At 63.2% G+C, this 21,489-nt stretch carries 21 protein-coding genes; 5 read left to right on the top strand and 16 right to left on the bottom strand.

All coding sequences use genetic code 11. The features are described from left to right. Positions 1-13 precede the first annotated feature (13 nt). The 5 genes from metW to argB form a co-directional block, all read right to left on the bottom strand. Positions 14-622: a methionine biosynthesis protein MetW gene (metW, locus tag QEN71_RS00285; protein WP_201648722.1), complete on the bottom strand. Its 609-nt coding sequence runs from the start codon at positions 620-622 to the stop codon at positions 14-16. Then, on the bottom strand, positions 619-1,764 hold the full coding sequence (gene metX, locus QEN71_RS00290) for a homoserine O-succinyltransferase MetX (RefSeq protein WP_201648721.1): 1,146 nt from the start codon (positions 1,762-1,764) through the stop codon (positions 619-621). Before metX ends, metW begins: the two co-directional genes overlap by 4 nt. Before the next feature lie 237 nt (positions 1,765-2,001). Next, entirely contained in the window at positions 2,002-2,685 is a 684-nt protein-coding gene (gene slmA, locus QEN71_RS00295) for a nucleoid occlusion factor SlmA (protein ID WP_201648720.1), read from the bottom strand. 39 nt (positions 2,686-2,724) lie between these two features. Next, entirely contained in the window at positions 2,725-3,480 is a 756-nt protein-coding gene (locus QEN71_RS00300) for a pyrimidine 5'-nucleotidase (RefSeq protein ID WP_201648719.1), read from the bottom strand. 187 nt (positions 3,481-3,667) lie between these two features. Next, the gene (gene argB, locus QEN71_RS00305; RefSeq protein ID WP_028363874.1) at positions 3,668-4,567 is read right to left on the bottom strand and encodes an acetylglutamate kinase; all 900 of its coding nucleotides are present in this window, start codon (positions 4,565-4,567) and stop codon (positions 3,668-3,670) included. Between the two features lie 305 nt (positions 4,568-4,872). On the opposite strand from argB, the gene QEN71_RS00310 reads away from it, so the two are divergent. Further along, positions 4,873-5,148, top strand: a complete 276-nt coding sequence (locus QEN71_RS00310) for a cysteine-rich CWC family protein (RefSeq protein WP_377790254.1) — start codon at positions 4,873-4,875, stop codon at positions 5,146-5,148. Between the two features lie 34 nt (positions 5,149-5,182). Here the strand turns inward: QEN71_RS00310 and QEN71_RS00315 are convergent, their stop codons facing one another. Continuing rightward, the gene (locus tag QEN71_RS00315; RefSeq protein WP_201648718.1) at positions 5,183-6,820 is read right to left on the bottom strand and encodes a tetratricopeptide repeat-containing glycosyltransferase family protein; all 1,638 of its coding nucleotides are present in this window, start codon (positions 6,818-6,820) and stop codon (positions 5,183-5,185) included. A 102-nt stretch (positions 6,821-6,922) separates the two neighbouring features. Here QEN71_RS00315 and QEN71_RS00320 point away from each other — a divergent pair, with 102 nt between their 5' ends. Together QEN71_RS00320 and QEN71_RS00325 are read left to right on the top strand one after the other, a co-directional pair. Then, positions 6,923-8,227, top strand: a complete 1,305-nt coding sequence (locus QEN71_RS00320) for an ATP-binding protein (protein ID WP_201648717.1) — start codon at positions 6,923-6,925, stop codon at positions 8,225-8,227. Next, a complete protein-coding gene (locus QEN71_RS00325; protein WP_201648716.1) occupies positions 8,224-8,766 on the top strand; it encodes a response regulator transcription factor in 543 nt (180 codons plus the stop codon). Before QEN71_RS00320 ends, QEN71_RS00325 begins: the two co-directional genes overlap by 4 nt. A gap of 81 nt (positions 8,767-8,847) precedes the next feature. On the opposite strand, the gene hslU is transcribed toward QEN71_RS00325, so the two are convergent. The 9 genes from hslU to QEN71_RS00370 form a co-directional block, all read right to left on the bottom strand. Then, the gene (gene hslU, locus QEN71_RS00330) at positions 8,848-10,194 is read right to left on the bottom strand and encodes an ATP-dependent protease ATPase subunit HslU (RefSeq protein WP_201648715.1); all 1,347 of its coding nucleotides are present in this window, start codon (positions 10,192-10,194) and stop codon (positions 8,848-8,850) included. A 9-nt stretch (positions 10,195-10,203) separates the two neighbouring features. Beyond that, the gene (gene hslV, locus QEN71_RS00335; RefSeq protein WP_012399495.1) at positions 10,204-10,740 is read right to left on the bottom strand and encodes an ATP-dependent protease subunit HslV; all 537 of its coding nucleotides are present in this window, start codon (positions 10,738-10,740) and stop codon (positions 10,204-10,206) included. 392 nt (positions 10,741-11,132) lie between these two features. After that, entirely contained in the window at positions 11,133-11,552 is a 420-nt protein-coding gene (gene dksA, locus QEN71_RS00340) for an RNA polymerase-binding protein DksA (RefSeq protein ID WP_012399496.1), read from the bottom strand. A gap of 617 nt (positions 11,553-12,169) precedes the next feature. Beyond that, positions 12,170-13,255 (bottom strand): CobW family GTP-binding protein, encoded by a 1,086-nt coding sequence (locus QEN71_RS00345; protein ID WP_201648993.1) that lies wholly within the window; start codon positions 13,253-13,255, stop codon positions 12,170-12,172. A gap of 176 nt (positions 13,256-13,431) precedes the next feature. Continuing rightward, positions 13,432-14,634 (bottom strand): class I SAM-dependent rRNA methyltransferase, encoded by a 1,203-nt coding sequence (locus QEN71_RS00350; RefSeq protein ID WP_201648714.1) that lies wholly within the window; start codon positions 14,632-14,634, stop codon positions 13,432-13,434. Between the two features lie 85 nt (positions 14,635-14,719). Then, entirely contained in the window at positions 14,720-15,643 is a 924-nt protein-coding gene (gene xerC, locus QEN71_RS00355; RefSeq protein WP_201648713.1) for a tyrosine recombinase XerC, read from the bottom strand. 10 nt (positions 15,644-15,653) lie between these two features. Next, positions 15,654-16,379, bottom strand: coding sequence for a DUF484 family protein (locus QEN71_RS00360; protein WP_201648712.1), 726 nt, complete (start codon positions 16,377-16,379; stop codon positions 15,654-15,656). A gap of 86 nt (positions 16,380-16,465) precedes the next feature. Next, on the bottom strand, positions 16,466-17,326 hold the full coding sequence (dapF, locus tag QEN71_RS00365; RefSeq protein WP_201648711.1) for a diaminopimelate epimerase: 861 nt from the start codon (positions 17,324-17,326) through the stop codon (positions 16,466-16,468). Positions 17,327-17,380: 54 nt separating this feature from the next. Beyond that, positions 17,381-18,265, bottom strand: coding sequence for a lipid A biosynthesis lauroyl acyltransferase (locus QEN71_RS00370; RefSeq protein WP_201648710.1), 885 nt, complete (start codon positions 18,263-18,265; stop codon positions 17,381-17,383). Between the two features lie 272 nt (positions 18,266-18,537). On the opposite strand from QEN71_RS00370, the gene metK reads away from it, so the two are divergent. Beyond that, positions 18,538-19,725, top strand: a complete 1,188-nt coding sequence (gene metK, locus QEN71_RS00375; protein WP_201648709.1) for a methionine adenosyltransferase — start codon at positions 18,538-18,540, stop codon at positions 19,723-19,725. 179 nt (positions 19,726-19,904) lie between these two features. Here metK and QEN71_RS00380 read toward each other — a convergent pair whose 3' ends face one another. Beyond that, positions 19,905-20,267: a hypothetical protein gene (locus QEN71_RS00380; protein WP_201648708.1), complete on the bottom strand. Its 363-nt coding sequence runs from the start codon at positions 20,265-20,267 to the stop codon at positions 19,905-19,907. 424 nt (positions 20,268-20,691) lie between these two features. On the opposite strand from QEN71_RS00380, the gene QEN71_RS00385 reads away from it, so the two are divergent. After that, on the top strand, positions 20,692-21,453 hold the full coding sequence (locus tag QEN71_RS00385; protein ID WP_201648707.1) for a phytanoyl-CoA dioxygenase family protein: 762 nt from the start codon (positions 20,692-20,694) through the stop codon (positions 21,451-21,453). Positions 21,454-21,489 lie beyond the last annotated feature (36 nt).

The raw sequence follows: 21,489 nt of genomic DNA on the forward strand, positions 1-21,489 counted from the left end.
GTGATGAGTGACGTTAGCTTTTCTTGACGCGATAGACCGCAAGACTACCACGCCAGTTCACGCCCCAACGCACCTGTTGGCCGCCATGCAGAACCACACGGTCGAGAATCTCGATGCCGACTTCCGGCGCGAGCGCCTCGAAGTCCTTGATGGTCAGCACGCGCACGTTCGGCGTGTTGTGCCACTGATACGGCAGCGATTTCGACACAGGCATGCGACCCTGCAAAACGGAAAGACGATGCGCCCAGTACCCGAAATTTGGGAACGACACGATGCATTCCTTGCCGACACGTACCGTCTCGCGCAGGATCGCAGCCGTCTGGTGAATGGTCTGCAGCGTTTGAGAAAGGATCGCAAAGTCGAAGCTGCCGTCTTCGAAGAGACGCAAGCCGTCTTCCAGATTCTGCTGGATCACGTTGATGCCGTTCTTCGTCGATGCGAGCACGCCGGCGTCGTTGATCTCGATGCCGTAGCCCGACACTTCGAGTTCTTCCGACAGCAGCGATAGCAGCGAGCCGTCGCCGCAGCCGAGATCGAGCACCGTCGCACGCGGCTCGACCCAGCGGGCGATCGCGCGGAAGTCCGGCCGCGTCGCAAGATAATCGAGAGCGCGCTGGTTCATGCGTTGACCTCTGCAGCAATGCGTTCGTAGTAGGCGCGCATCAGGTTGTGATAGCGCGCGTCGTCGAGAAGGAAGGCATCGTGGCCGTGCGGCGCGTCGATTTCGCCGTACGTCACCTGGCGCTTGTGATCGAGCAGCGCCTTCACGAGTTCGCGCGAGCGCGCGGGCGCGAAACGCCAGTCGGTCGAGAAGCTCGCAATCAGATACTTCGCCTTCGTGTGCGCGAGTGCGGCCGTCAGGTCGCCGTCGTAGGCTTTCGCGGGATCGAAGTAATCGAGCGCGCGCGTGATGAGCAGATACGTGTTCGCGTCGAAGTAATCGGCGAACTTGTCGCCCTGATAGCGCAGATACGATTCCACTTCGAACTCGACGTCGAAGTTGAAGTTGTAGACGTCCTCCGCGCCTTCCGCGCGGCGCAGCGCGCGGCCGAACTTCGCGGCCATGTCGTCGTCGGACAGATACGTGATGTGGCCGATCATCCGCGCGACGCGCAAGCCGCGCTTCGGCTTCACGCCGTGTGCGTAGTAATCGCCGCCGTGGAAGTCCGGGTCCGACAGAATCGACGAGCGCGCGACTTCGTTGAACGCGATGTTCTGCGCGGACAGCTTCGGTGTCGATGCAACCACGATGCAGTGTTCGAGGCGGTCCGGATACATCATGCTCCACGCGAGCGCCTGCATGCCGCCGAGACTGCCGCCCATCACCGCGGCGAATTTCTCGATGCCGAATTCATCGGCGACGCGCGCCTGCGCATTCACCCAGTCTTCGACGGTCACGACGGGGAAGCTCTTGCCGTACGGACGACCCGTCGACGGATCGATGCTCATCGGACCCGTCGAGCCGAAGCACGAACCGAGATTGTTCACGCCGATCACAAAGAAGCGATTCGTATCGAGCGGCTTGCCCGGGCCGACCATGTTGTCCCACCAGCCGACGTTCTTCGGATCGTCCGCGTAGACGCCCGCGACGTGGTGCGACGCGTTGAGCGCGTGGCACACGAGCACGGCGTTAGTGCGCGCGGCATTGAGCGTGCCGTACGTTTCGACGACGAGGTCGTAGTTCGCGAGCGAGCTGCCGTTCTGCAGACGCAGCGGCTCGGAGAAATGCATTGTTTGTGGAGTGACGATCCCGATCGATTCCATTCATTCCGCCTTCTGACATGGGGCGGCTAAATGGTGTCGGCGATTGCGCGGAAGGAAGATGTGCGCGGCTGACGACCTCTTTAGCCGCATTTATAGTGAACCGGGACGATGGATCTCATCCGCTGGTTCGCGCGCCCGCAATCGAGTCAGCAAATCGGCGCGTTTTAAACCTGGGCCGTCATGAACGGCTGAGCGGAGAGTATATCGGAATTTCCGCCGCCCCTGCAGAAAGCGCCCTTACTGCAGGATCAGCCGCAATTGCGCGTCGGCCTGTTCGTTCGGCGCGCGCGAGAAGCCGCTGCGCACGAAACGATGCCAGCGCCCGATGATGTAGCTGAGCAGGAGGCTCGCGCGCACGACGGGATCGTAGTCGGCGGATAGAGGGATCGCGGGAATCGCGTGCTGTTCGGCGTGTTCCTTGTGACCCGACGCGTCCATCACGCCGAGCCGCAGACACTGCTTGAGCGACGCCTCGACGCGCTCGAGCAGCTGATTGACGCGCTCGGTGAGCCGCTCGTGTTCGCCGACGAGCGCTTCGCACGTCAGCACACGCGTCATGCCCGGATTCTTCGCCGAAAAATTGAGCAGCGTGAGCGCGATCGCACGCGCCTGCAATATGCCGTTCGGCTCTTTCGCGACGATCTGGTTGATGAGGCCGAACAGCGTCTGCTCGATGAATTCGATCAGCCCTTCGAACATCTGCGCCTTGCTCGCGAAATGGCGATACAGCGCCGCTTCCGACACGCCGAGGCGCGCGGCCAGCGCCGCCGTCGTGATCTTTTCGTTCTTCGGCGCTTCCAGCATCGCGGCGAGCGTCTGGAGAATGTGCACGCGCCGCTCGCCCGGTTTCAGGCGCGTGGCGCGCGGAGCGGCCGGCTGGTCTTCGGTTACGTCCTCGTCATGCTTGCGGATCGGCTGCATGTCTGTCGTCCCTGTTGGTGCAAGGCCGGATGCTCTCCGTTACAGGTCGATCGGCCTTCCCGGGCGGGCGCCCAGTCTCAACGATTTTAGCGAACGAATGCGACGGTCGACATAGTGCGGACGTCCCGTGCCCGGCAGACGCGCGAGCGTGCCGTCCGCGCGCGCATGCCGCGGCAGATGGCCGACGATCCACACCGTGCGGATACCGAGTCGCCGATAGTTCTTCAGATGGCTGCGCGTGTCTTCGACGAGCACGGCATCGGCGAGACGCACGTGCGCGTCGCGCATCGCCCGGCGCAGCATCATGTGATCGGGCTTCGCGCGCCAGAAGCGGCGGTCGCGCATGTGCTCGATCGCAATAACGCGTTCGAACAGACGCTCGATGCCCAGTTCTTTCAAGACGTCCATCGCATACGTTTCGGGCGCGTTGGTGAGCACGATCTTACGGCCCGGCAGCGCATCGACGAGACGTTTCAGCCCGCGCTCGCTGCGCAGCATCGCGCGCAGATCGGGAAACGTGTGCACGTATTTCAGGAAGTCATGCGGATCGACGGGATGGTGACGCGTGAGGCCCAGCAGCGCCGCGCCGTAACGCTGCGTGTAGCCGGTGCGCAGACGGTTCGCTTCGTCGCGCTCGACTTGCAGCGCGTCGATGATGTACTGCGTCATCGCGGCGTTGATGGCGGGAAAAATGGCGTGCGACGCGTGATGCAGCGTGTTGTCGAGGTCGAACAGCCAGACGGGCGTGCCGGCGTGAATCTGCGGCCGACGGCGCTTCGGACGGGAAGGGCGCATGATGTCGTGGATTCCGCGCGCGTGCGCAAGGACTGCGATCCGATGCAGGCGATGTGCGAAGCGTTGCGGGGAAGATTCTGGACAGCGCAGCGTGCTGCGCGAAAGACGGAAGGCCAGTATGCCTTCTGCGAAGCACGGCGGCTAGCGTGCCGTGCTTCGCGTGAACTGCTTGAGTAACGATAAGCGCTCAGTGCGAGCGGATCATCGTGCCGAACGGCTGCTCCGTCAGGATTTCGAGCAGCACCGAATGTTCGATACGGCCGTCGATGATGTGCACCGAACGCACGCCGCTCTTCGCCGCGTCGAGCGCCGACGAGATCTTCGGCAGCATGCCGCCCGAGATCGTGCCGTCGGCGAACAGCGCGTCGATTTCGCGCGCGGACAGATCGGTCAGCAGCGTGCCTTCCTTGTCCATCACGCCGGGGATGTTCGTCATCATCACGAGCTTTTCGGCATTCAGCACGACAGCCAGCTTGCCCGCGACGAGGTCCGCATTGATGTTGTACGACAGGCCGTCTTCACCGAAGCCGATCGGCGAGATCACGGGAATGAACGCGTCGTCCTGCAGCGCCTTCACGACGGCCGGGTTGATCGCCTCGACTTCGCCGACCTGACCGATATCGATGTACTGGCCCGGGTTGTCGCGATCCGGCATCAGCAGCTTGCGCGCGTGGATCAGGCCGCCGTCCTTGCCCGTCAGACCGACCGCGTGGCCGCCGAAGTGGTTGATCAGCGTGACGATGTCCTGTTGCACTTCACCGCCCAGCACCCATTCGACGACTTCCATCGTCTCTTCGTCGGTGACGCGCATGCCCTGGATGAACGTGCCCTGTTTGCCGATCTTCTTCAACGCCTGATCGATCTGCGGACCGCCGCCGTGCACGATCACCGGGTTGATGCCGACCAGCTTCAGCAGGATCACGTCGCGCGCGAAGCCCTGCTTCAGGCGCTCTTCCGTCATCGCGTTGCCGCCGTATTTGATCACGACGGTCTTGCCGTGGTACTGGCGAATGTAGGGCAGCGCCTCAGCGAGAATTTCAGCCTTGAGCGTGGGGGCGATCTGGGACAGGTCGGGAGTTTCGGACATGGCGGCGGGCTCGGACGGAAACGGTGAAAACAAGGCCGGATTGTACACAACTGGCGCGGTGCAATAGTGAATTCGACGTGTGCCGCCGCGGGGGTTCCAGCCGTTTTTCCGCACTGCGGAAACGCGTGCTTTTCAGCGACCGGCGACGGGTTGTCGCACTGATGCGGCGCTGACGCAGCGGATAGTTTGGGCCGCTCGGGCGCGTGTAAGTTCTCTCATGGCCGGAAAAGTCGGTTAGGTGGGAAGACGGGGCGCGCCTATCAGACGGCGGGCAGACATTTTGCTGCGCCACCGGAAGTGGCATCATGTTCGAATCAACCGACCGGTTTCATCCCGCTGTCATGAATCCGTCCCCATCCGAATCGCTTGAAACCTCTGTCACGTCGAGCGTGCGCTGCCCGCGCTGCCGTCGGGTGTTCGACTGCGGCGCGCGCGGCGACCGCTCGTCATGCTGGTGCGCGTCGATGCCGGCCTTGCCCATCGAGGCGCTGGAGTCCGGCACCGGCTGTCTTTGTCCCGAATGCCTGGCGGGTGTGATCGCGCGCACCCGCGCCGAAGAAGAAGGCACGGCGCCGGATTGAAGCGCGCGCCGCACTGACTGCGTGTGGCGTCGGACTACTGGCGGCGCGAAGCGGCCAGTTCACCGAGATCGCGTGTCAGCTTGTCGAACACCGGCTCCCACTGCGCGAACTGCGCTTGCCGGTAAAGCGTCGCGCTCGGATACCACGGGCTGTCGGTGCGATCGAGCAGCCACACCCAATGCGGATTGACATCGAGCAGCACCCACGTGCGCTGCCCGAGCGCGCCGCTCAAATGTGCAACGGACGTGCACACGCTAATCACCAGATCGAGGGCGCTGACGTACGCGGCCGTGTCGTCGAAGGTGTTGAAGGCTGCCGTGTGATCGGTGATATCGAGCCCGGCTGTGCGCGCCGCCGCCACTTCGGCTCCGGCGCCCGGCTGCAGCGAATAGAACGCGACGTCGTCGAGTTCGCGGAAGTAATCGACGTAGCGTTCGAGCCCGACCCGCCGATACGGGTTGCGTTGATGTCCATGGCTGCCCGTCCAGACAAGCCCGACCTTGAGCCGCTTCTCACCTGCGAGGCGCTGACGCCACGTATCGACGCCTCGCGGATCGGCTTGCAGATAAGGAACAGTCGACGGAATCGTTTCTTCCCGTGTCTCGAGCAGCAAAGGCAGCGACAGCAGCGAGATTTCGTAGTCGAACGTCGGCAGATTTTCGACGCCGCCGCCGAGCGTGAACTGATCGGCATATTGCGCGAGCGTGCGTGCGAGCAGCGCGCCCATCTGCGGAAACGAATTCCACACGAGCCGCCCGCCTTCGCGGTGCACACGCTCGGCCAGCACCGGAACGTAGCGGCAGAACTGCAACAGATCGCCCATGCCCTGTTCGCCCCACAGCAGCAGCGTCTTGCCCGCGAGCGATTCGCCGCGCCACGTCGGTCCCGGCATGACAGGGCGCTTGCCCGCCAGCTCCTTCGATCCGTCCCAGCGCGCCTCATGCTCGCGCCAGCCGTCGGCGTAGTTGCCACGCAGCAGGTGCAGCATGCTGAGATTGGACACGAACGATGCTTTGCCGGGCGCTGCGCGATGCGCGGCCAACGTGAATCGCTCGGCGTCATCCCAATGCTGGGCTTCGCGCAGAGTCTGGCCGTGATTGCCGAGCGCGATGAGATTGTCAGGCTGTAGTTCGAGCGCACGTTCCTCGGCTTCGAGCGCGCCGTCGAGATCGAAACCCGCGAGGCGCGACTTGGCGAGATTGATCCACGCGTTCGCATCGTCGGGAGTTTCCTGGAGTGCAGCCTTGAGCAGGACAGCCACTTCCGGATTCGCGGGATTCGCCGACATCAACGCAGCGGCCAGATTGTTGCGGAGACTGGGCACGTTGGGATCGATGGCGAGCGCCTCGCGATAAGGCGCAATGGCCTCGCTGTGCCGGTTCATCAATTGCAGCGTGAGCCCGAGTTGAAAGTGCGTTCCGGGATGATGCGGAGCGAGCGCGGCGCAAGCCCGGGAAATCGTTTCTGCTTCGGCGGCGTGTTGTCCTGCAAGCAGTTGTGGAATCAGCGCAGCGATGGATTCGGGATCTGTCGGACACAGATGTGAAGCGGCCTGGAGCCAGACGTCGCGTGCGGATTGATCGTTTTGTTCCTGCGCTGCGACAGCGTGACGCAGAAATGTCTGGAAGGAATCCAAAAGAACTTGATGTGGATCAAGCGATGTCTTAAGCATTGGGCGTAAAGAGTGGCGGGCGTACGTTAAACGATAAAGAACACTATAGTTCCGAACATTCACGAGATGAATCAGACCGCTCCCAACGGGTAAACTTGCAGGATGCACCGCATAACCATCACTGGCCGGGTCAACCTCGGACATCTCTTCTGGCTACGCAGTCTTGCCATCATCGGGCAGCTCGTGACGATTGCGTTCGTCCAGACTTTTGTTGGCGTCAAGCTGCCATTGCCGGCGATGCTGCTCGTCATCGGTCTCGAAGTGATCTTCAACGGATTGACGTGGCTGCGCGTCGCGAGCCAGAAGCCCGAATCGAATCTCGAACTGTTCGGGCAACTGTGGGTCGATCTCGGCGCGCTGTCGGCGTTGCTGTTTCTGTCGGGCGGCACGACCAATCCGTTCGTCTCGTTGTATCTGCCGTCGCTGGCCATTGCGGCCGCCGTGCTGCCCTGGCATCTGATGGCCTGGCTCGCCGCTTTCGCTGTTGCCTGCTACGCGGTGCTCGGCTTCGAGTCGGTGCCGCTCAATCTCGACAATCCCGCGAATCTGTTCGACTACTACCGCGCCGGCATGTGGGTGAACTTCATGGTCAGCGTTGGCCTGATCGCGTGGTTCGTGGCGCGTATGTCGCGCGCGCTGCGTCAGCGCGATACGGCGCTCGGCGAGGCACAGCAGCGTCTGTTGCGCGACGAGCGTGCCGTGGCGCTTGGCGTGCAGGCCGCGACAGTTGCCCATGAAATCGGCACGCCGCTGTCGACGATCGCGATGCTCACCGAGGAACTTCGCGACGCCGCCCGTAGCGACGGTGGCCTCAAGCCCTATGCCGCCGACCTCGATATCCTCGATCAGCAGATGACGCTGTGCACGTCGGCGCTCGCGCGTCTGCGCAGCCGCGCGTCGACGCAAGGCAGTCGTCAGCGCGTCGACGAATGGCTCGACTCGTTCGCCGACCAGTGGCGCTTGCGGCATCCGCATGTGAAGTTCGAGCGTCTCGGCGAGCCGCCCGCCAACGTCGGCATCGACGATACCGTGGCCGTCAGCCAGATCCTCACGATCCTGCTCGACAACGCCGCGCGCGCGAGTCGCGATCACGTGACGCTGGCGGCGAAGCTCGTCGAACCCGCGTCGATCGAATTCGAAGTCTGCGACGCCGGGCCCGGCGTGCCGGCTGCGCTGCGCGGATTGCTGGGCGCGGCGCCCGTCGACAGCACGCAGGGCGGACACGGCGTCGGGCTGTATCTGGCGTTTTCGGCGGCGGCGCGGCTCGGCGGATCGATCGAGCTTACCGATGTCAGCGAAATCAAGCCGCGCGGCACACGCGCGGTGTTGCGGTTGCCTCTGGCCCGCGAGCAAACGGGCGCGGGCCGGCAGGGCGCCGCGTCGTCCAATACGGAGAAACAAGCATGAGCGACAAGAATTTTCTGGTTATCGACGACGACGAAGTGTTCTCCGGCATCCTGGCGCGCGGATTGACGCGTCGCGGCTTCACCGTGTCCGAGGCGCATAACGCCGAGGAGGCGATTCGTCTCGCGAACCAGCAGAAGTTCGGGCAGATCACCGTCGATCTGCATCTGGGCAATGACTCAGGGCTGAACCTCGTCGCGCCGCTGCGCGACCTGCAACCGGATGCGCGGATGCTCGTGCTGACGGGCTACGCGAGCATCGCGACGGCTGTTCAGGCGGTGAAGGACGGTGCGGACAACTATCTGGCCAAGCCCGCGAACGTCGAAACGATTCTGTCGGCGCTGCAAACGGAAGCGAGCGCGCTGCAAGCTGAAGAAGCGATCGAGAACCCGACGCCGCTGTCGGTGGCGCGGCTCGAGTGGGAGCACATTCAGCGTGTGCTTGCCGAGAACGGCGGCAATATTTCGGCGACGGCGCGCGCGCTCAACATGCATCGGCGCACGTTGCAGCGCAAGCTGGCGAAGCGGCCCGTCAAGCAGTGATCTAGCCTCTGCAAGAGACATGAAAAAAGGCGGCGTTCCATCGGAACGCCGCCTTTTGCTTTTGAGTCGCGAGTTACCGCGTTACAGCACGTAGCGCGACAGATCTTCGTCCTGCGCGACGTCGTTCAGCGCACGGTCGACATACGCACCATCGATCAGCACGCTCTTGCCGGTGTGATTGCCCGCCGAGAACGACACTTCCTCGAGCAGCTTCTCGATCACCGTATAGAGGCGGCGCGCGCCGATGTTTTCCGTCTTCTCGTTCACCGAGTACGCGATTTCCGCGAGACGCCGGATGCCATCGTCGGCGAATTCGAGGTGCACGTCTTCCGTTTCGAGCAGCGCCTGATATTGCTTGACGAGGCTGGCGTCCGTAGCGACGAGAATCGATTCGAAGTCCTTCACCGACAGCGAGTCCAGTTCGACGCGAATCGGGAAACGGCCTTGCAGTTCGGGAATCAGATCGCTCGGCTTCGCGAGATGGAACGCGCCGCTCGCGATGAACAGGATGTGATCGGTCTTGACCATCCCGTACTTCGTATTGATCGTCGTGCCTTCGACGAGCGGCAGCAGATCGCGCTGCACGCCCTGACGCGACACCTCGCCGCCGCCCGCTTCACTGCGCGACGCGATCTTGTCGATTTCATCGAGGAACACGATGCCGTTCTGCTCGACGTTCTGCACGGCCTTCGTCTTGACCTCTTCGTCGTTCAGCATCTTCGCGGCTTCTTCGTCGGTGAGGAGCTTGAGCGCTTCCTTCACCTTCACCTTGCGGCGCGTCTTCTTGCCGCCGCCGAGGTTCGCGAACATCGAGCGGATCTGCTCGGTCATGTCTTCCATGCCCGGCGGGCCCATGATGTCCATGGCCGGCGTCTGCATTTCGATGTCGAGCTCGATCTCTTTGTCGTCGAGCGCGCCTTCGCGCAGGCGCTTGCGGAACGTCTGACGCGTCGTATTCGACTCGTCGCCGCTTGCTTCGCTCGCGCCCGAACCAAAGCCGACGGTGCCGCGCGCGCCCGGCAGCAGGATATCGAGAATGCGGTCTTCGGCGAGATCTTCCGCCTTCGTGCGGACCTTGCGCATTTCGGTTTCGCGCGTTTGCTTGACGGAGATTTCGATCAGGTCGCGCACGATGCTGTCGACGTCGCGGCCCACATAACCGACTTCCGTGAACTTGGTCGCTTCGATCTTGATGAACGGCGCGTCGGCGAGCTTGGCAAGACGCCGTGCAATCTCAGTCTTGCCGACGCCCGTCGGCCCGATCATCAGAATGTTCTTCGGCGTGATTTCCTGACGCAGCGGATCGGCGACCTGCTGACGGCGCCACCGGTTGCGCAGCGCGACGGCAACCGCCTTCTTCGCGCGATGCTGGCCAATGATGTGCTTGTCGAGTTCCGAGACGATCTCGGCGGGAGTCATGGTGCTCATCGTGTGTCCTTACTCGATCGTCTCGATGACGCGGTTGTGGTTCGTGTAGATACACATGTCGCCGGCAATCTCCAGCGACTTTTCGACGATCTCGCGCGGCGAAAGATCCGTATTGTCGGCGAGCGCCTTCGCTGCCGCCTGCGCGTACGCGCCGCCCGAGCCGATTGCGCAGATGCCGCCTTCGGGATCGAGCACGTCGCCGTTGCCCGTGATGACGAGCGTGGTGGTCGCGTCGGCCGTGATCAGCATGGCTTCGAGACGGCGCAGCATGCGGTCGGTGCGCCAGTCTTTCGCGAGTTCGACGGCCGCGCGCGTGAGATTGCCCTGGTGTTTTTCGAGTTTGGCTTCAAAGCGGTCGAGCAGCGAGAACGCGTCGGCCGTGCCGCCCGCGAAGCCGACCAGCACCTTGTTGTTGTAGATGCGCCGGACTTTCTTCGCACCGCCTTTCATGACGATATTGCCCAGCGTGACCTGGCCGTCGCCGCCGAGCGCGACCTTGTCGCCGCGGCGCACGGAGACGATCGTCGTGCCGTGAAATTGCTCCATATGCGTTCCTTTTCTAAAGCAAGGGAGGACGCGGCAGCGCCAATGCGCAACCACGGAATCCGAGAGCGGACGGCGCGCGATGCCGGGTGCGCGCGCGTGCAACGCATGTCCGGATTATTTTAGGGCGTGCGCGGCGTTATCAAGGGCCGATGTGGAATGAGCGCGAGAAAAGGCGCGGGCGGCCAGGGACGGGGGTTTGCGGCGGTAAAACGTGCTGCCGGTTGATGCGCACATGGTCGTATGCAATGCGCATTTACCGATCTGCGCGTTCAGGTTCGGGCGCGCGCGCACCAAAACGCGCGGCGCAAAAGAAAAAGAGGCGCACGATTCACCGTGCGCCTCTGACGAAGCGTATCTGGGGCGCGGACCCCGAAAACCGCGCCGCCCGTCGATCAGTCGCCGAACAGCTTCTGGCGCAGTTCGCGGCGTTCCTGTGCTTCGAGCGACAGGGTGGCGGTCGGACGCGCGAGCAGGCGGGGAATGCCGATCGGCTCGCCCGTTTCCTCGCACCAGCCGTACTCGCCCGATTCGATCCGCGCGATGGACTGCTGCACCTTCTTCAGCAGCTTGCGTTCGCGGTCGCGCGTGCGAAGTTCCAGCGCATGCTCTTCCTCGATCGTCGCGCGGTCGGCCGGGTCCGGCACGATCACGGTTTCGCGGAGGTTCTCGGTCGTCTGGCCGGCATTGCGGAGAATGTCCGCCTGCAGCTGCTCGAGCCGGTTCTTGAAGAAAGCGAGCTGATCCTCATTCATGTAATCCTTGTCGCTCATCTTCAGGATTTCGGCTTCGGTCAAGAGTCGTTTCGTCGTCATCTGGCTTGCTTCTTCAATGTGAGGCAAATCATTGCCCGCACTTTCGTGTTGCCCGCAACAGGCGCCTCGATGACGCTCAAATGAGCGCCGGCGAACACGGACGGTGGGCTGTCGTGACGCCGAAGCGCCGATGCGGGGCCGAACTCCTCTGGAAACCGATTCTTCCCATGCTCCTGAGGCAATGCTTCCCGGCAGCGCGTTATGAGCCGGAATTGTGCCGGCCGGCATATCGGCGATGTCCCCGGATTAGATTTTCCGGCGCCGTTTTCGGCCCGGCACGGCTGCAACGCGACTTCGCGCTTTAAACCGGGCAATTCGTTCTCATTCTCCAGCGGGGCCGTATTGTAACTGAATCACAATACGAATCAGCAAGCGAGGGAAATCCCTGCCGCAAACTCCACTTATCGTGAAAATATAACGCGCTGTTCACTAAAAAGCGATGGTCGTACACGTATTCTCACAACAGGGTTTTCACGTGCTTTGACCGCAAACGAACTGTTAAATTGCCGCGTTCGTGCTTTTGAGCCCTTTTTCGCGTTCCGACAGCAAAGGAACGGCAGCACGGGCAGGGCGCCGGGGCGCCTGCCCGCAGACTGCGCGGATGAAGAGATAACGAATCAGACGAGGCAGGCTTCAAGACCGTCGGTAATCAGGTCTTGCGGCAGTTCAATGCCGATGAACACCATCTTGTTCGTCTTTTTCTCGATGGGTTGCCACTTCGCGGCCAGATCGCTGCCCATCATCTGGTGCACGCCCTGGAAGACGACCTTGCGATCGACGCCCTTCATGTACAGCACGCCCTTGTAGCGCAGCAGGCGCTCGCCATAAATCTGCAGAATGCCGCCGAGGAAGTCTTCGAGCTTGTTCGGATCGAACGGGCGGTCGCTGCGGAAAACGAACGACTTGATCTTGTCGTCGTGATGCGCGTGGTTATGGTGATGATGGCCGCGATCGTGGCCTTCGTGATCGCATTGGCCATGATCGTGATCGCAGTTCGCGTGATCGTGGTCATGGTCGTGATCATGATCGTGATGCGCGTGATCGTGGTCGTCCTCGGCGAGGAAGTCCGGGTCGATTTCGAGCTTCGCGTTCAGGTTGAAGCCGCGCAGATCGAAGATTTCCTTGATGTCCGCTTCGCCGAAGTTCACGACGCGAATCTGCGCCTTCGGATTCATGTGCAGCAGACGATGACGCAGGTCGCCGAGCACCGCTTCGTCGACGAGATCGGATTTCGTGACGAACAGGCGGTCCGCGAAACCGACCTGGCGCTGCACGACTTCGTGCTCGTCCAGCTGATGATTGCCGTGCTTCGCGTCGACGAGCGTGATGATCGCGTCGAGCAGGAATTCGTCGGCGATCTGGTTATCCATGAAGAAGGTCTGCGCGACGGGGCCGGGGTTGGCCAGGCCCGTCGTTTCGATCACGACGCGGTCGAAGTCGAGCTTGCCTTCCTGCTTTTGCGCAGCCAGGTCGCCGAGCACGCGCGCCAGGTCGCCGCGAATCGTGCAGCAGATGCAGCCGTTGCTCATCTGGATGATCTGCTCACCCGTGTCCTGCACGAGGATGTCGTTGTCGATGTTCTCTTCGCCGAACTCGTTTTCGATCACGGCGATCTTCATGCCGTGCTTCTCGTTCAGGATGCGCTTGAGCAGCGTGGTTTTGCCGCTGCCGAGAAAGCCGGTCAGGATAGTGACGGGAATCATGTTGTTCGCCATGTGGAGTCGCCTTGTGTTCGTCGATCTGGGTTCGAGCCGCGCAAAGCGCGCTGGGCCCGAACCGCAGGAATTCAGCAGAATATTGAAGCATAACTGCGCGGACGCCGCTGCCCGGCGGTCAATGCCCCACCGATGCCAGGGAAATAACGCCTAACTATGGGCGATCACGCGATTTGCAACAATAGGCCTTTCAGATATTCGCCTTCGGGGAACGCCGTCAGCAGCGGGTGATCGACGCCCGCGCCGAGTCGCCTGAGAATGCGTGCATCGACGCGTGCGTCGGAGGCCGCGCCGGCGACGATCTTCTGGAACAGGTCAGCATCGATCGCGCCCGAGCACGAGTACGTGAACAGCAGGCCGCCCGGACGCAGCAGCTTGAGACCGGTGAGATTGATGTCCTTGTACGCGCGCGCGGCGCGGTCCACGTGCTCGCGCGACGGCGCGAACTTCGGCGGATCGAGCACGATCAGGTCGAAGCGGTCGCCTTCGTCGTACAGGCGGCGCAGGGTCTTGAACGCGTCGGCGTCGAGCCAGGTCGCGCGCTCGGCGTCGAAGCCGTTGGCCTTCACGTTTTCCTGCGCGAGCGCCAGCGCCTCGCCGGACGAATCGATCGATACCACGCGCTTCGCGCCGCCCTTGAGCGCCGCGAGTGAGAATCCGCCGGTGTAGCAGAAGCAGTTCAGCACGTCGCGGTCTTTCGACAGTTGCTGTACCAGCGCGCGGTTGTCGCGCTGATCGACGTAGAAGCCCGTCTTGTGGCCGTTGCGCACGTCGACGTGATAACGCACGCCGTTTTCGCTCGCGATCAGCGTTTCGGGCGGCGCGTCGCCGGCGAGCACGCCCATCGTCTGTTCGAGCCCTTCCTTTTCGCGGATCGACACGTCCGAACGCTCATAGACGTTCGGACAACCCGTCGCGCCGATCAGCGCCTGCACGATCGCGTCCTTCCACGCCTCGACGCCCGCCGCCATGAACTGGCAGACGATCTGGCCGCGCTTCGACGCGTCATCCTGGATGTAGTAATCGACGATCAGGCCCGGCAGTCCGTCGGCCTCGCCGAAGATCAGGCGAGTCGCGCCCGTGTCGTGCACCATCGTCTGACGATGCGCGAGTGCGCGCTGCACGCGGCGCTTGAAGAACGCGTGATCGACGGGTTCGTTTTCGTCGAAACTCCAGACGCGCGCGCGGATCTGCGAATGCGGGCTATAGGCGGCGCGCGCCAGAAAGCGGCCGTCGTGCGCGCGCACCAGCACGGTGGCGCCGGCGGCCGGCTTGCCGTCGACGCGGTCGATCGCATTCGCGTAGACCCACGGATGGCGGCGCAGCAGCGATTTTTCTTTCGACGGTTTCAGCGTAACGGTATTCATGACTTCGTGAGGGTTTCAGCAGAACAATGCGCCGCCCGAAGCGGCTAAGCAGGATTGACCGGCCGTCCGACAACGTCGGGCAGCGTCAGTCGCGTTTTTTGGCGCGCGGATGCGCCTGATCGTAGATTCGCGCGAGATGCTGGAAGTCGAGGCCTGTGTAGACCTGAGTCGCGGCGATGCTCGCGTGGCCGAGCAGTTCCTGCACTGCGCGCAGGTCGCCGCTCGATTGCAGCACGTGCGTCGCGAACGAATGGCGCAGCACGTGCGGATGGACGTTCGCGGGAATGCCCGCCGTGAGCGCCGCGCGTTTCACGCGGTCGCGGACCACGTTCGGCGACATCCGGTTGCCGCGCACCGATACGAAGAGCGGATGCGGATCGTGTTTCACGAGTTCGCCGCGCACCGCGAGCCATGCTCGCAAGGCGTCGAGCGCCTTGCTGCCGACGGGCACCGAGCGTCGCCGGTTGCCCTTGCCGAGCACTTCGACTTCGGCGTCGTCGAGCTTCAGCCAGCCCGTCGACCGATAACCGTCGACATCGGCGAAATGCACGTCGAGACCGACCAGTTCCGACAGGCGCAGACCCGACGAGTAGAACAGTTCAAGCATCGCGTGATCGCGCAGACCTTCGGCCGTGGCCGTCGCGGGCGCTTCCATCAGCTTGTGCGTATCGTCGACGGACAGGGCTTTCGGCAGCGTCTTCGCGCGCTTCGGCGCGCGCACCGTCGCGACGGGATTCGCGGGCAGTTCGATGCGCCCGGCGAGCCAGCGGTAAAACGCGCGCCACGCGGACAGCCTGTGTCCAATCGAGCGCGCCGACAGCCCGCCGCCATGTGCGCGCGCGACGGCGCCGCGGATGTCGGTGGCCGTGAGGCTTTCGAGCGGGCGGCCGTTCGCGAGCTTTTTCAGCTCATCGAGTTCGTGCGTGTAAGCGCGCAGCGTATGCGCCGACAACCGCCGTTCGTGCTTGAGGCTCGACAGATAGGTGGCGATCGGGTCGGCGGATGTCACGGGCGGGCGCTCAGCGCGGCAGCAGACGGCTCAGCGCAGCGCTTGCGAGCGCGCCGATCTGCGTGAGGAAGTCGGTGGCCATGCCGTCGTGGAAGCGGCGCGGGTCGGGCGAACCCATCACTAGCAGGCCGAATGCGGCGGCGTCGTTCGATGCTTCGGGGTCGCGCAGCGCGATCAGCGCAATCGATTCGGTGCCGTTGCCGTTCGTGGATGCGCCTTCACCCGAAGCCGAAGATTCACCGGCAACCGACGACACGGCAGGCGTGAGCCACTGCGCCGCCTCGAAGCCCGTGTTCACGCCGCAATACGGCGTGGCAAGGCTGTTCGCGAAGATACGCACTTCCTCGCCGACCTGGCGCGTGAAGTCCGCCTGCGAGTACGGCTCCGACACTTCCCACACGCGCAGCGCGGCCTGCGGCACGTCGAACACGTCGCGCAGACCCGACGAGATCGTGCGCGGCAGCGCACCCGGATCGCGTTCGGCCATCACGCGGGTCGTCCAGCGGCCGAATTTCGACGCGATGCTGTCGTTCTCGTGCCCGTAGCGCAGCAGTTCGGCGAGACGCCGCTCGAGATGCTTGTTCTTCTCGCGCAGCATGTCCATCTGCCGTTCCTGCAGCGACACGGCCGCCTTGCCGTGCGGATTTGCGAGCCGCACGGAAGCGAGCAGTTCGGCGTGCTCGGCGAAGAATTCGGGATTGGCTAGCAGGTAGTCGGCGACTTCGCGATCGTTCATGTTTTCAGCTTAAAGGTTGCGCGCTTCTTTGCTGTCGGTCGTACTGCTGCGCCGCGCGGTTCAGCCTGCGCGCGACGGTGAGAAATTCAGTCGGCCAGTTCGATTTCGCCTTCGAACACGGTGGCGGCCGGGCCCGCCATCATCAAGGGCGACGCAGATTCGCCGTTCCACGTGATGGTCAGCATGCCGCCGTGCGTGTGAACCTTGACGGGCGCATCCAGCAGACCGCGGCGAATGCCTGCCGCGACGGCCGCACACGCGCCCGTGCCGCAAGCGAGCGTTTCGCCCGCGCCGCGTTCGTAGACACGCAGCTTCACTTCGCTGCGGTTCACGATCTGCATGAAGCCCGCATTCACCCGCTGCGGAAAGCGCGAATGGCGTTCGATCACCGGCCCGTCGACCAGCACGGGGAACGCCTCGACGTCGTCGACCACCTGCACCGCGTGCGGATTGCCCATCGATACGACGGAGATCCAGCGCGTCGCGCCGTTGACGTCGAGCGCATAGAGCGTGTCGCTGGCTTCCTGGCGCGCGTCGAGGCCGCTGGCGTCGAACGGAACCTTCGCCGGCTCGAACACGGGCGCGCCCATATCGACGACGACCTCGCCGTTGTCCTGCATGGTCAGCGTGATTACGCCGTTCTGAACCTGCACGCGGACGCTGCGCTTGTCGGTGAGATGCGTGTCGCGCACGAACTTGACGAAGCAGCGCGCGCCGTTGCCGCAGTGCTCGACCTCGCCGCCGTCGCAATTGAAGATGCGGTATCTGAAATCGACGCCATCCACGGTCGGTTTTTCGACCACCAGCAACTGATCCGCGCCGACGCCGAAGTGCCGGTTCGCGAGCGCGCGCACCTGCGTTTCCGTCAGGTTGAGCGGTTGCGTGTAGCCGTCGAGCACGACGAAGTCGTTGCCCGCGCCGTGCATTTTGGTGAATTTCAGTTTCATGCCGCTATTGTAAGTGACTGGCCGGGCGTCTCGCCCGTTATGCGTCGACGTGCGTCAGTAAAAGCTCGGGTCGCCGGGCGGGCGCGTCTTGAAGCGCTTGTGCACCCAGTAGTACTGCTCGGGAATGCGCGGAATCTGCTCTTCGAGAAACTCGTTCATGCGGCGCGCGTCGGCGTCGTCGTCGCCTGTCGGGTAGTTGTCCCACGGCTTGAAGACGCGCAGCTTGTAACCCTTGTAGTTCGGCAGCACTTCGCCGATGAACGGCACGACCTGCGCGTGCCCGACTTTCGCGAGGCGCCCGACGGCCGTCAGCGTGCACGTCGGCACGCCGAAGAACGGTACGAAAGTGGAATTGCGCATCCCGTAATCCATGTCGGCGCCGAGCATCACTGGCTTGCGGTCGCGCAGCCAGCGCAGCACGATCCGCGCGCTGTCGGCGCGACTCGCCATTTCGGCGTCGAAACGGCCGCGCTGCGCTTTCGCGACGGCTTCGAGCTGCTCGTTCGACATCGGCTGATACAGCGAGCCGCACGGGCGCTTCAGCGAGTAATTGAGGAAGATCGAACCGGCCTCGATGCCCACGAAGTGAAAGCCGAGAAATAACGTGGGCGGCAGATTCGGATCCGTGAGATCGATGTCACTGTCGAGCTGGATCAGCTTTTCGAGCTTTTTCGCCGAGCCGAACCACTGCACGCTGCGCTCCAGATAGCTGCGGATTGCGTGCCGGAAGTGCTTTTGCGCGACTTCTTCGCGACGCTCGTCGCTCCATTCGGGGAAGCACAGCTTCAGGTTGATATGGACGATGCGGCGGCGGCGGCTCGGAATCTGATACAGCAGCCAGCCGAGGCCGTCGCCCAGCCGCGCGACGAAGCCGTACGGCAGCAGCGCAAACAGCTTGAGCAGCCCGATGGCGAGCGTGACGCCCAGACGGCTCAGCATGCGACGGCTCCGCTATGCGCGCGAAACCACGCAGAGTAAAGAAAAACGGCGAAATGGACGATATACCGCACGCGCAGACACTCTGTGACAAATGAAAGAAGTCGCTATAATAAGGGCTTCGCCGAGTTAATAGACAACTTGCGGGGCGAAGCCGACGGACGGTTATCTTTCAGATAGTCGACCGGCGGTAAGGAAATCCGCTAAAGCGTCGCCGCTTCAGGCTCGAAGCAGGCTACGTGAAACTCAACCGTAACCAATAAGGAGCCTGTAACGTGGCTAACGATTACCTCTTCACCTCTGAATCCGTCTCTGAAGGCCATCCGGACAAGGTCGCCGACCAGATCTCGGACGCTATCCTCGACGCGATCCTCGCCCAGGACAAATACTCGCGCGTTGCTGCGGAAACGCTGTGCAACACGGGTCTTGTCGTGCTGGCAGGTGAAATCACCACGACGGCAAACGTCGACTACATCCAGGTCGCGCGCGAAACGATCAAGCGCATCGGCTACGACAACACCGACTACGGCATCGACTACCGCGGCTGCGCGGTGCTCGTCGCGTACGACAAGCAGTCGCCGGACATCGCTCAGGGCGTCGACCGCGCGCACGACAACAACCTCGATCAGGGCGCCGGCGACCAGGGCCTGATGTTCGGCTACGCATGCGACGAAACGCCCGAACTGATGCCGCTGCCGATCCACCTGTCGCACCGCCTCGTCGAGCGTCAGGCTAATCTGCGCCGCGACGGCCGTCTGCCCTGGCTGCGTCCGGACGCGAAGTCGCAGGTCACGGTCCGTTACGTCGACGGCAAGCCGCATTCGATCGACACCGTCGTGCTGTCCACGCAGCACGCACCGGAAATGGAACTGGCGCAACTGCGCGAGGCCGTGATCGAAGAAGTCATCAAGCCGACGCTGCCGGCTGAGCTGATCAAGGGCGACATCAAGTTCCTCGTGAACCCGACCGGCCGGTTCGTGATCGGTGGCCCGCAGGGCGATTGCGGTCTGACGGGCCGCAAGATCATCGTCGATACGTACGGCGGCGCGGCTCCGCACGGCGGCGGCGCGTTCTCGGGCAAGGATCCGTCGAAGGTCGACCGCTCGGCTGCGTACGCTGGCCGCTATGTCGCGAAGAACATCGTCGCGGCAGGCCTGGCATCGCGCGCGCTGATCCAGGTTTCGTACGCAATCGGCGTTGCGCAACCGACGTCGGTGATGGTCAATACGTTCGGCACGGGTCGCGTGTCGGATGCGACGATCACGCGTCTGGTTCAGGAACACTTCGATCTGCGTCCGAAGGGCATCATCCAGATGCTCGACCTGCTGCGCCCGATCTACGAAAAGACGGCAGCTTACGGCCACTTCGGCCGCGAAGAGCCGGAATTCTCGTGGGAAGCCACCGACAAGGCGCTCGCGCTGGCCGAAGCGGCTGGCACGGAGCCGGTTGCCGCGCTCGCCTGAGAGAACGTGTGAGCGATCCGCGCGGCTGAATGTCGCGCGGTATCAGTTCCGAAGCGAGCTGCAAAACAAAACGCCCTGCATGCGAAAGCATGCAGGGCGTTTTTTATGGCGCGAGCGATCTGCGCGCAGCGAATAGTTAGCGGTCGCTATCGCGCAGGCTTAAAAGAACAGCCGAGCGCTCAGCGCGCGAACGCGAACCAGCCCTCGCTCGCCAGCGACAGACGACGCGGGCGGCGGCTCGTCGCACGCGGCACAGCGGCCGGCTTGGCGGCGCGCGGCGACACGCCGAGCATCCGCACGGGCGACGGTTTGCGCAGCAGCGTGCGCAGCGACAGGCGCCGCGACGCGCCCTGCATGCGCAGCGCGCTGAAGAACGTGCGGAACCAGAAGCGCACGCTATCGACGGGCTTCGCGTCGCGCAGTTGCTCGGCGAGCGCGCGCGTACGCGCGGAATGGTGGCGAAGTGCACGCGCCACATGGCGGCGTGCGGGACGCGCGGCGTTGAATGCGCGGCTGAGTCGAGTGCTAAATGGACTGTGCATGGCTTGAAGGATCAGGCAGCGTGGATCGCGTGGCGAGCGACGAAAAGTGCCGCAAAAGCAGCACCATCCATGCCAGCGAAGGGGACGCAATAGCCTGAGGAAAGACGGAATGAGACGACAGCGGCTGCGGATGGCCGTGTCGACGGCGAAGTAGCGTGTGTTGCAATCGACATGCGTGCAAGGCTACACGTGATTGATGACCGTCGAAAGTCCGGAGGGATAGGGGTTTTTACGAGGACGAAGCCCGCATGATCGCGCCCTTTGCGCTCGATGAATGTGCATGGCTGCCCAGCCGGCGTGCAGTCGCGCTCATCCGGATTGCATGTCGCGGGTCATGGAAACGCATGACCGGGCGACGATACGATCGTGCCCGTTTTACAATGAGAACCGGTTGTCGAACGAACGCTAGCTGAACGGAAAGCCCATGTCAGTCCATTCGAAGAAAGAGCAGATCCAGGTGCTGCGCGAGCAGGGTTTCGTGATCGTTCCGGGTCTCATTACGCCCGAGCGCTGCGAAGAGATGAAACAGATCGCGCGCCAGCAGTTGCAGGCTGCCGCCGAGCCGATCGAATTCGAAGCGGACCTGCGCTATCCGGGCGCGCCTGATTCGAAAGAGTCGCCGGGCGGCCATACGGTGCGGCGACTGCTGGACGCCTACGGACGTCATCCGCGTTTCGCCGAATGGTCGACGGCGCCGGAAATCCGCGGCTGGATGGAGCTGTATTTCGGCGAAGAGCCGCGCCTGTCGCGCGCGCATCACAACTGCATGATGACCAAGCATCCCGCGTACGGCAGCCTGACCGGCTGGCATCGCGATGTGCGTTACTGGTCGTTCGAGCGTGACGATCTGGTGTCGGTGTGGCTCGCGCTGGGCGACGAAACCGTCGACAACGGCGCGCTCTGGTTCGTGCCCGGCTCGCATTCGGCGGCGTTCACGTCGGATCGTTTCGACGATGCGAAGTTTTTCCGCTCCGACGTGCCCGAGAATGCCGCGCTGATCCAGAAAGCGGTATCGCCCGCGTTGAAGGCGGGCGACGTCGTCTTCTTCCACTGCAACACGCTGCATTCGGCGGGGAAGAATCTGTCGGATCAGGTGAAGTTCTCGCTGGTCTTCACCTATCACGGCGCGAGCAATGTGCCGCTGCCCGGATCGCGCTCCGCGTCGAAGCCCGAAGTGGCGTTCTGAGGCGCAGATCGGGCAGCGCGTCGAGCCAAATAAGGC

The organism is Paraburkholderia sabiae, from assembly GCF_030412785.1.
In the GTDB taxonomy this organism is placed as follows: domain Bacteria; phylum Pseudomonadota; class Gammaproteobacteria; order Burkholderiales; family Burkholderiaceae; genus Paraburkholderia; species Paraburkholderia sabiae.

What these genes read in the sequence shown, in the direction of transcription:
- metW (WP_201648722.1), bottom strand. Translation starts at nt 622, where the DNA reads ATGAACCAGCGCGCTCTCGATTATCTTGCGACGCGGCCGGACTTCCGC.
- metX (WP_201648721.1), bottom strand. Translation starts at nt 1,764, where the DNA reads ATGGAATCGATCGGGATCGTCACTCCACAAACAATGCATTTCTCCGAG.
- slmA (WP_201648720.1), bottom strand. Translation starts at nt 2,685, where the DNA reads ATGCAGCCGATCCGCAAGCATGACGAGGACGTAACCGAAGACCAGCCG.
- QEN71_RS00300 (WP_201648719.1), bottom strand. Translation starts at nt 3,480, where the DNA reads ATGCGCCCTTCCCGTCCGAAGCGCCGTCGGCCGCAGATTCACGCCGGC.
- argB (WP_028363874.1), bottom strand. Translation starts at nt 4,567, where the DNA reads ATGTCCGAAACTCCCGACCTGTCCCAGATCGCCCCCACGCTCAAGGCT.
- QEN71_RS00310 (WP_377790254.1), top strand. Translation starts at nt 4,873, where the DNA reads ATGTTCGAATCAACCGACCGGTTTCATCCCGCTGTCATGAATCCGTCC.
- QEN71_RS00315 (WP_201648718.1), bottom strand. Translation starts at nt 6,820, where the DNA reads ATGCTTAAGACATCGCTTGATCCACATCAAGTTCTTTTGGATTCCTTC.
- QEN71_RS00320 (WP_201648717.1), top strand. Translation starts at nt 6,923, where the DNA reads ATGCACCGCATAACCATCACTGGCCGGGTCAACCTCGGACATCTCTTC.
- QEN71_RS00325 (WP_201648716.1), top strand. Translation starts at nt 8,224, where the DNA reads ATGAGCGACAAGAATTTTCTGGTTATCGACGACGACGAAGTGTTCTCC.
- hslU (WP_201648715.1), bottom strand. Translation starts at nt 10,194, where the DNA reads ATGAGCACCATGACTCCCGCCGAGATCGTCTCGGAACTCGACAAGCAC.
- hslV (WP_012399495.1), bottom strand. Translation starts at nt 10,740, where the DNA reads ATGGAGCAATTTCACGGCACGACGATCGTCTCCGTGCGCCGCGGCGAC.
- dksA (WP_012399496.1), bottom strand. Translation starts at nt 11,552, where the DNA reads ATGACGACGAAACGACTCTTGACCGAAGCCGAAATCCTGAAGATGAGC.
- QEN71_RS00345 (WP_201648993.1), bottom strand. Translation starts at nt 13,255, where the DNA reads ATGATTCCCGTCACTATCCTGACCGGCTTTCTCGGCAGCGGCAAAACC.
- QEN71_RS00350 (WP_201648714.1), bottom strand. Translation starts at nt 14,634, where the DNA reads ATGAATACCGTTACGCTGAAACCGTCGAAAGAAAAATCGCTGCTGCGC.
- QEN71_RS00360 (WP_201648712.1), bottom strand. Translation starts at nt 16,379, where the DNA reads ATGAACGATCGCGAAGTCGCCGACTACCTGCTAGCCAATCCCGAATTC.
- dapF (WP_201648711.1), bottom strand. Translation starts at nt 17,326, where the DNA reads ATGAAACTGAAATTCACCAAAATGCACGGCGCGGGCAACGACTTCGTC.
- QEN71_RS00370 (WP_201648710.1), bottom strand. Translation starts at nt 18,265, where the DNA reads ATGCTGAGCCGTCTGGGCGTCACGCTCGCCATCGGGCTGCTCAAGCTG.
- QEN71_RS00380 (WP_201648708.1), bottom strand. Translation starts at nt 20,267, where the DNA reads ATGCACAGTCCATTTAGCACTCGACTCAGCCGCGCATTCAACGCCGCG.
- QEN71_RS00385 (WP_201648707.1), top strand. Translation starts at nt 20,692, where the DNA reads ATGTCAGTCCATTCGAAGAAAGAGCAGATCCAGGTGCTGCGCGAGCAG.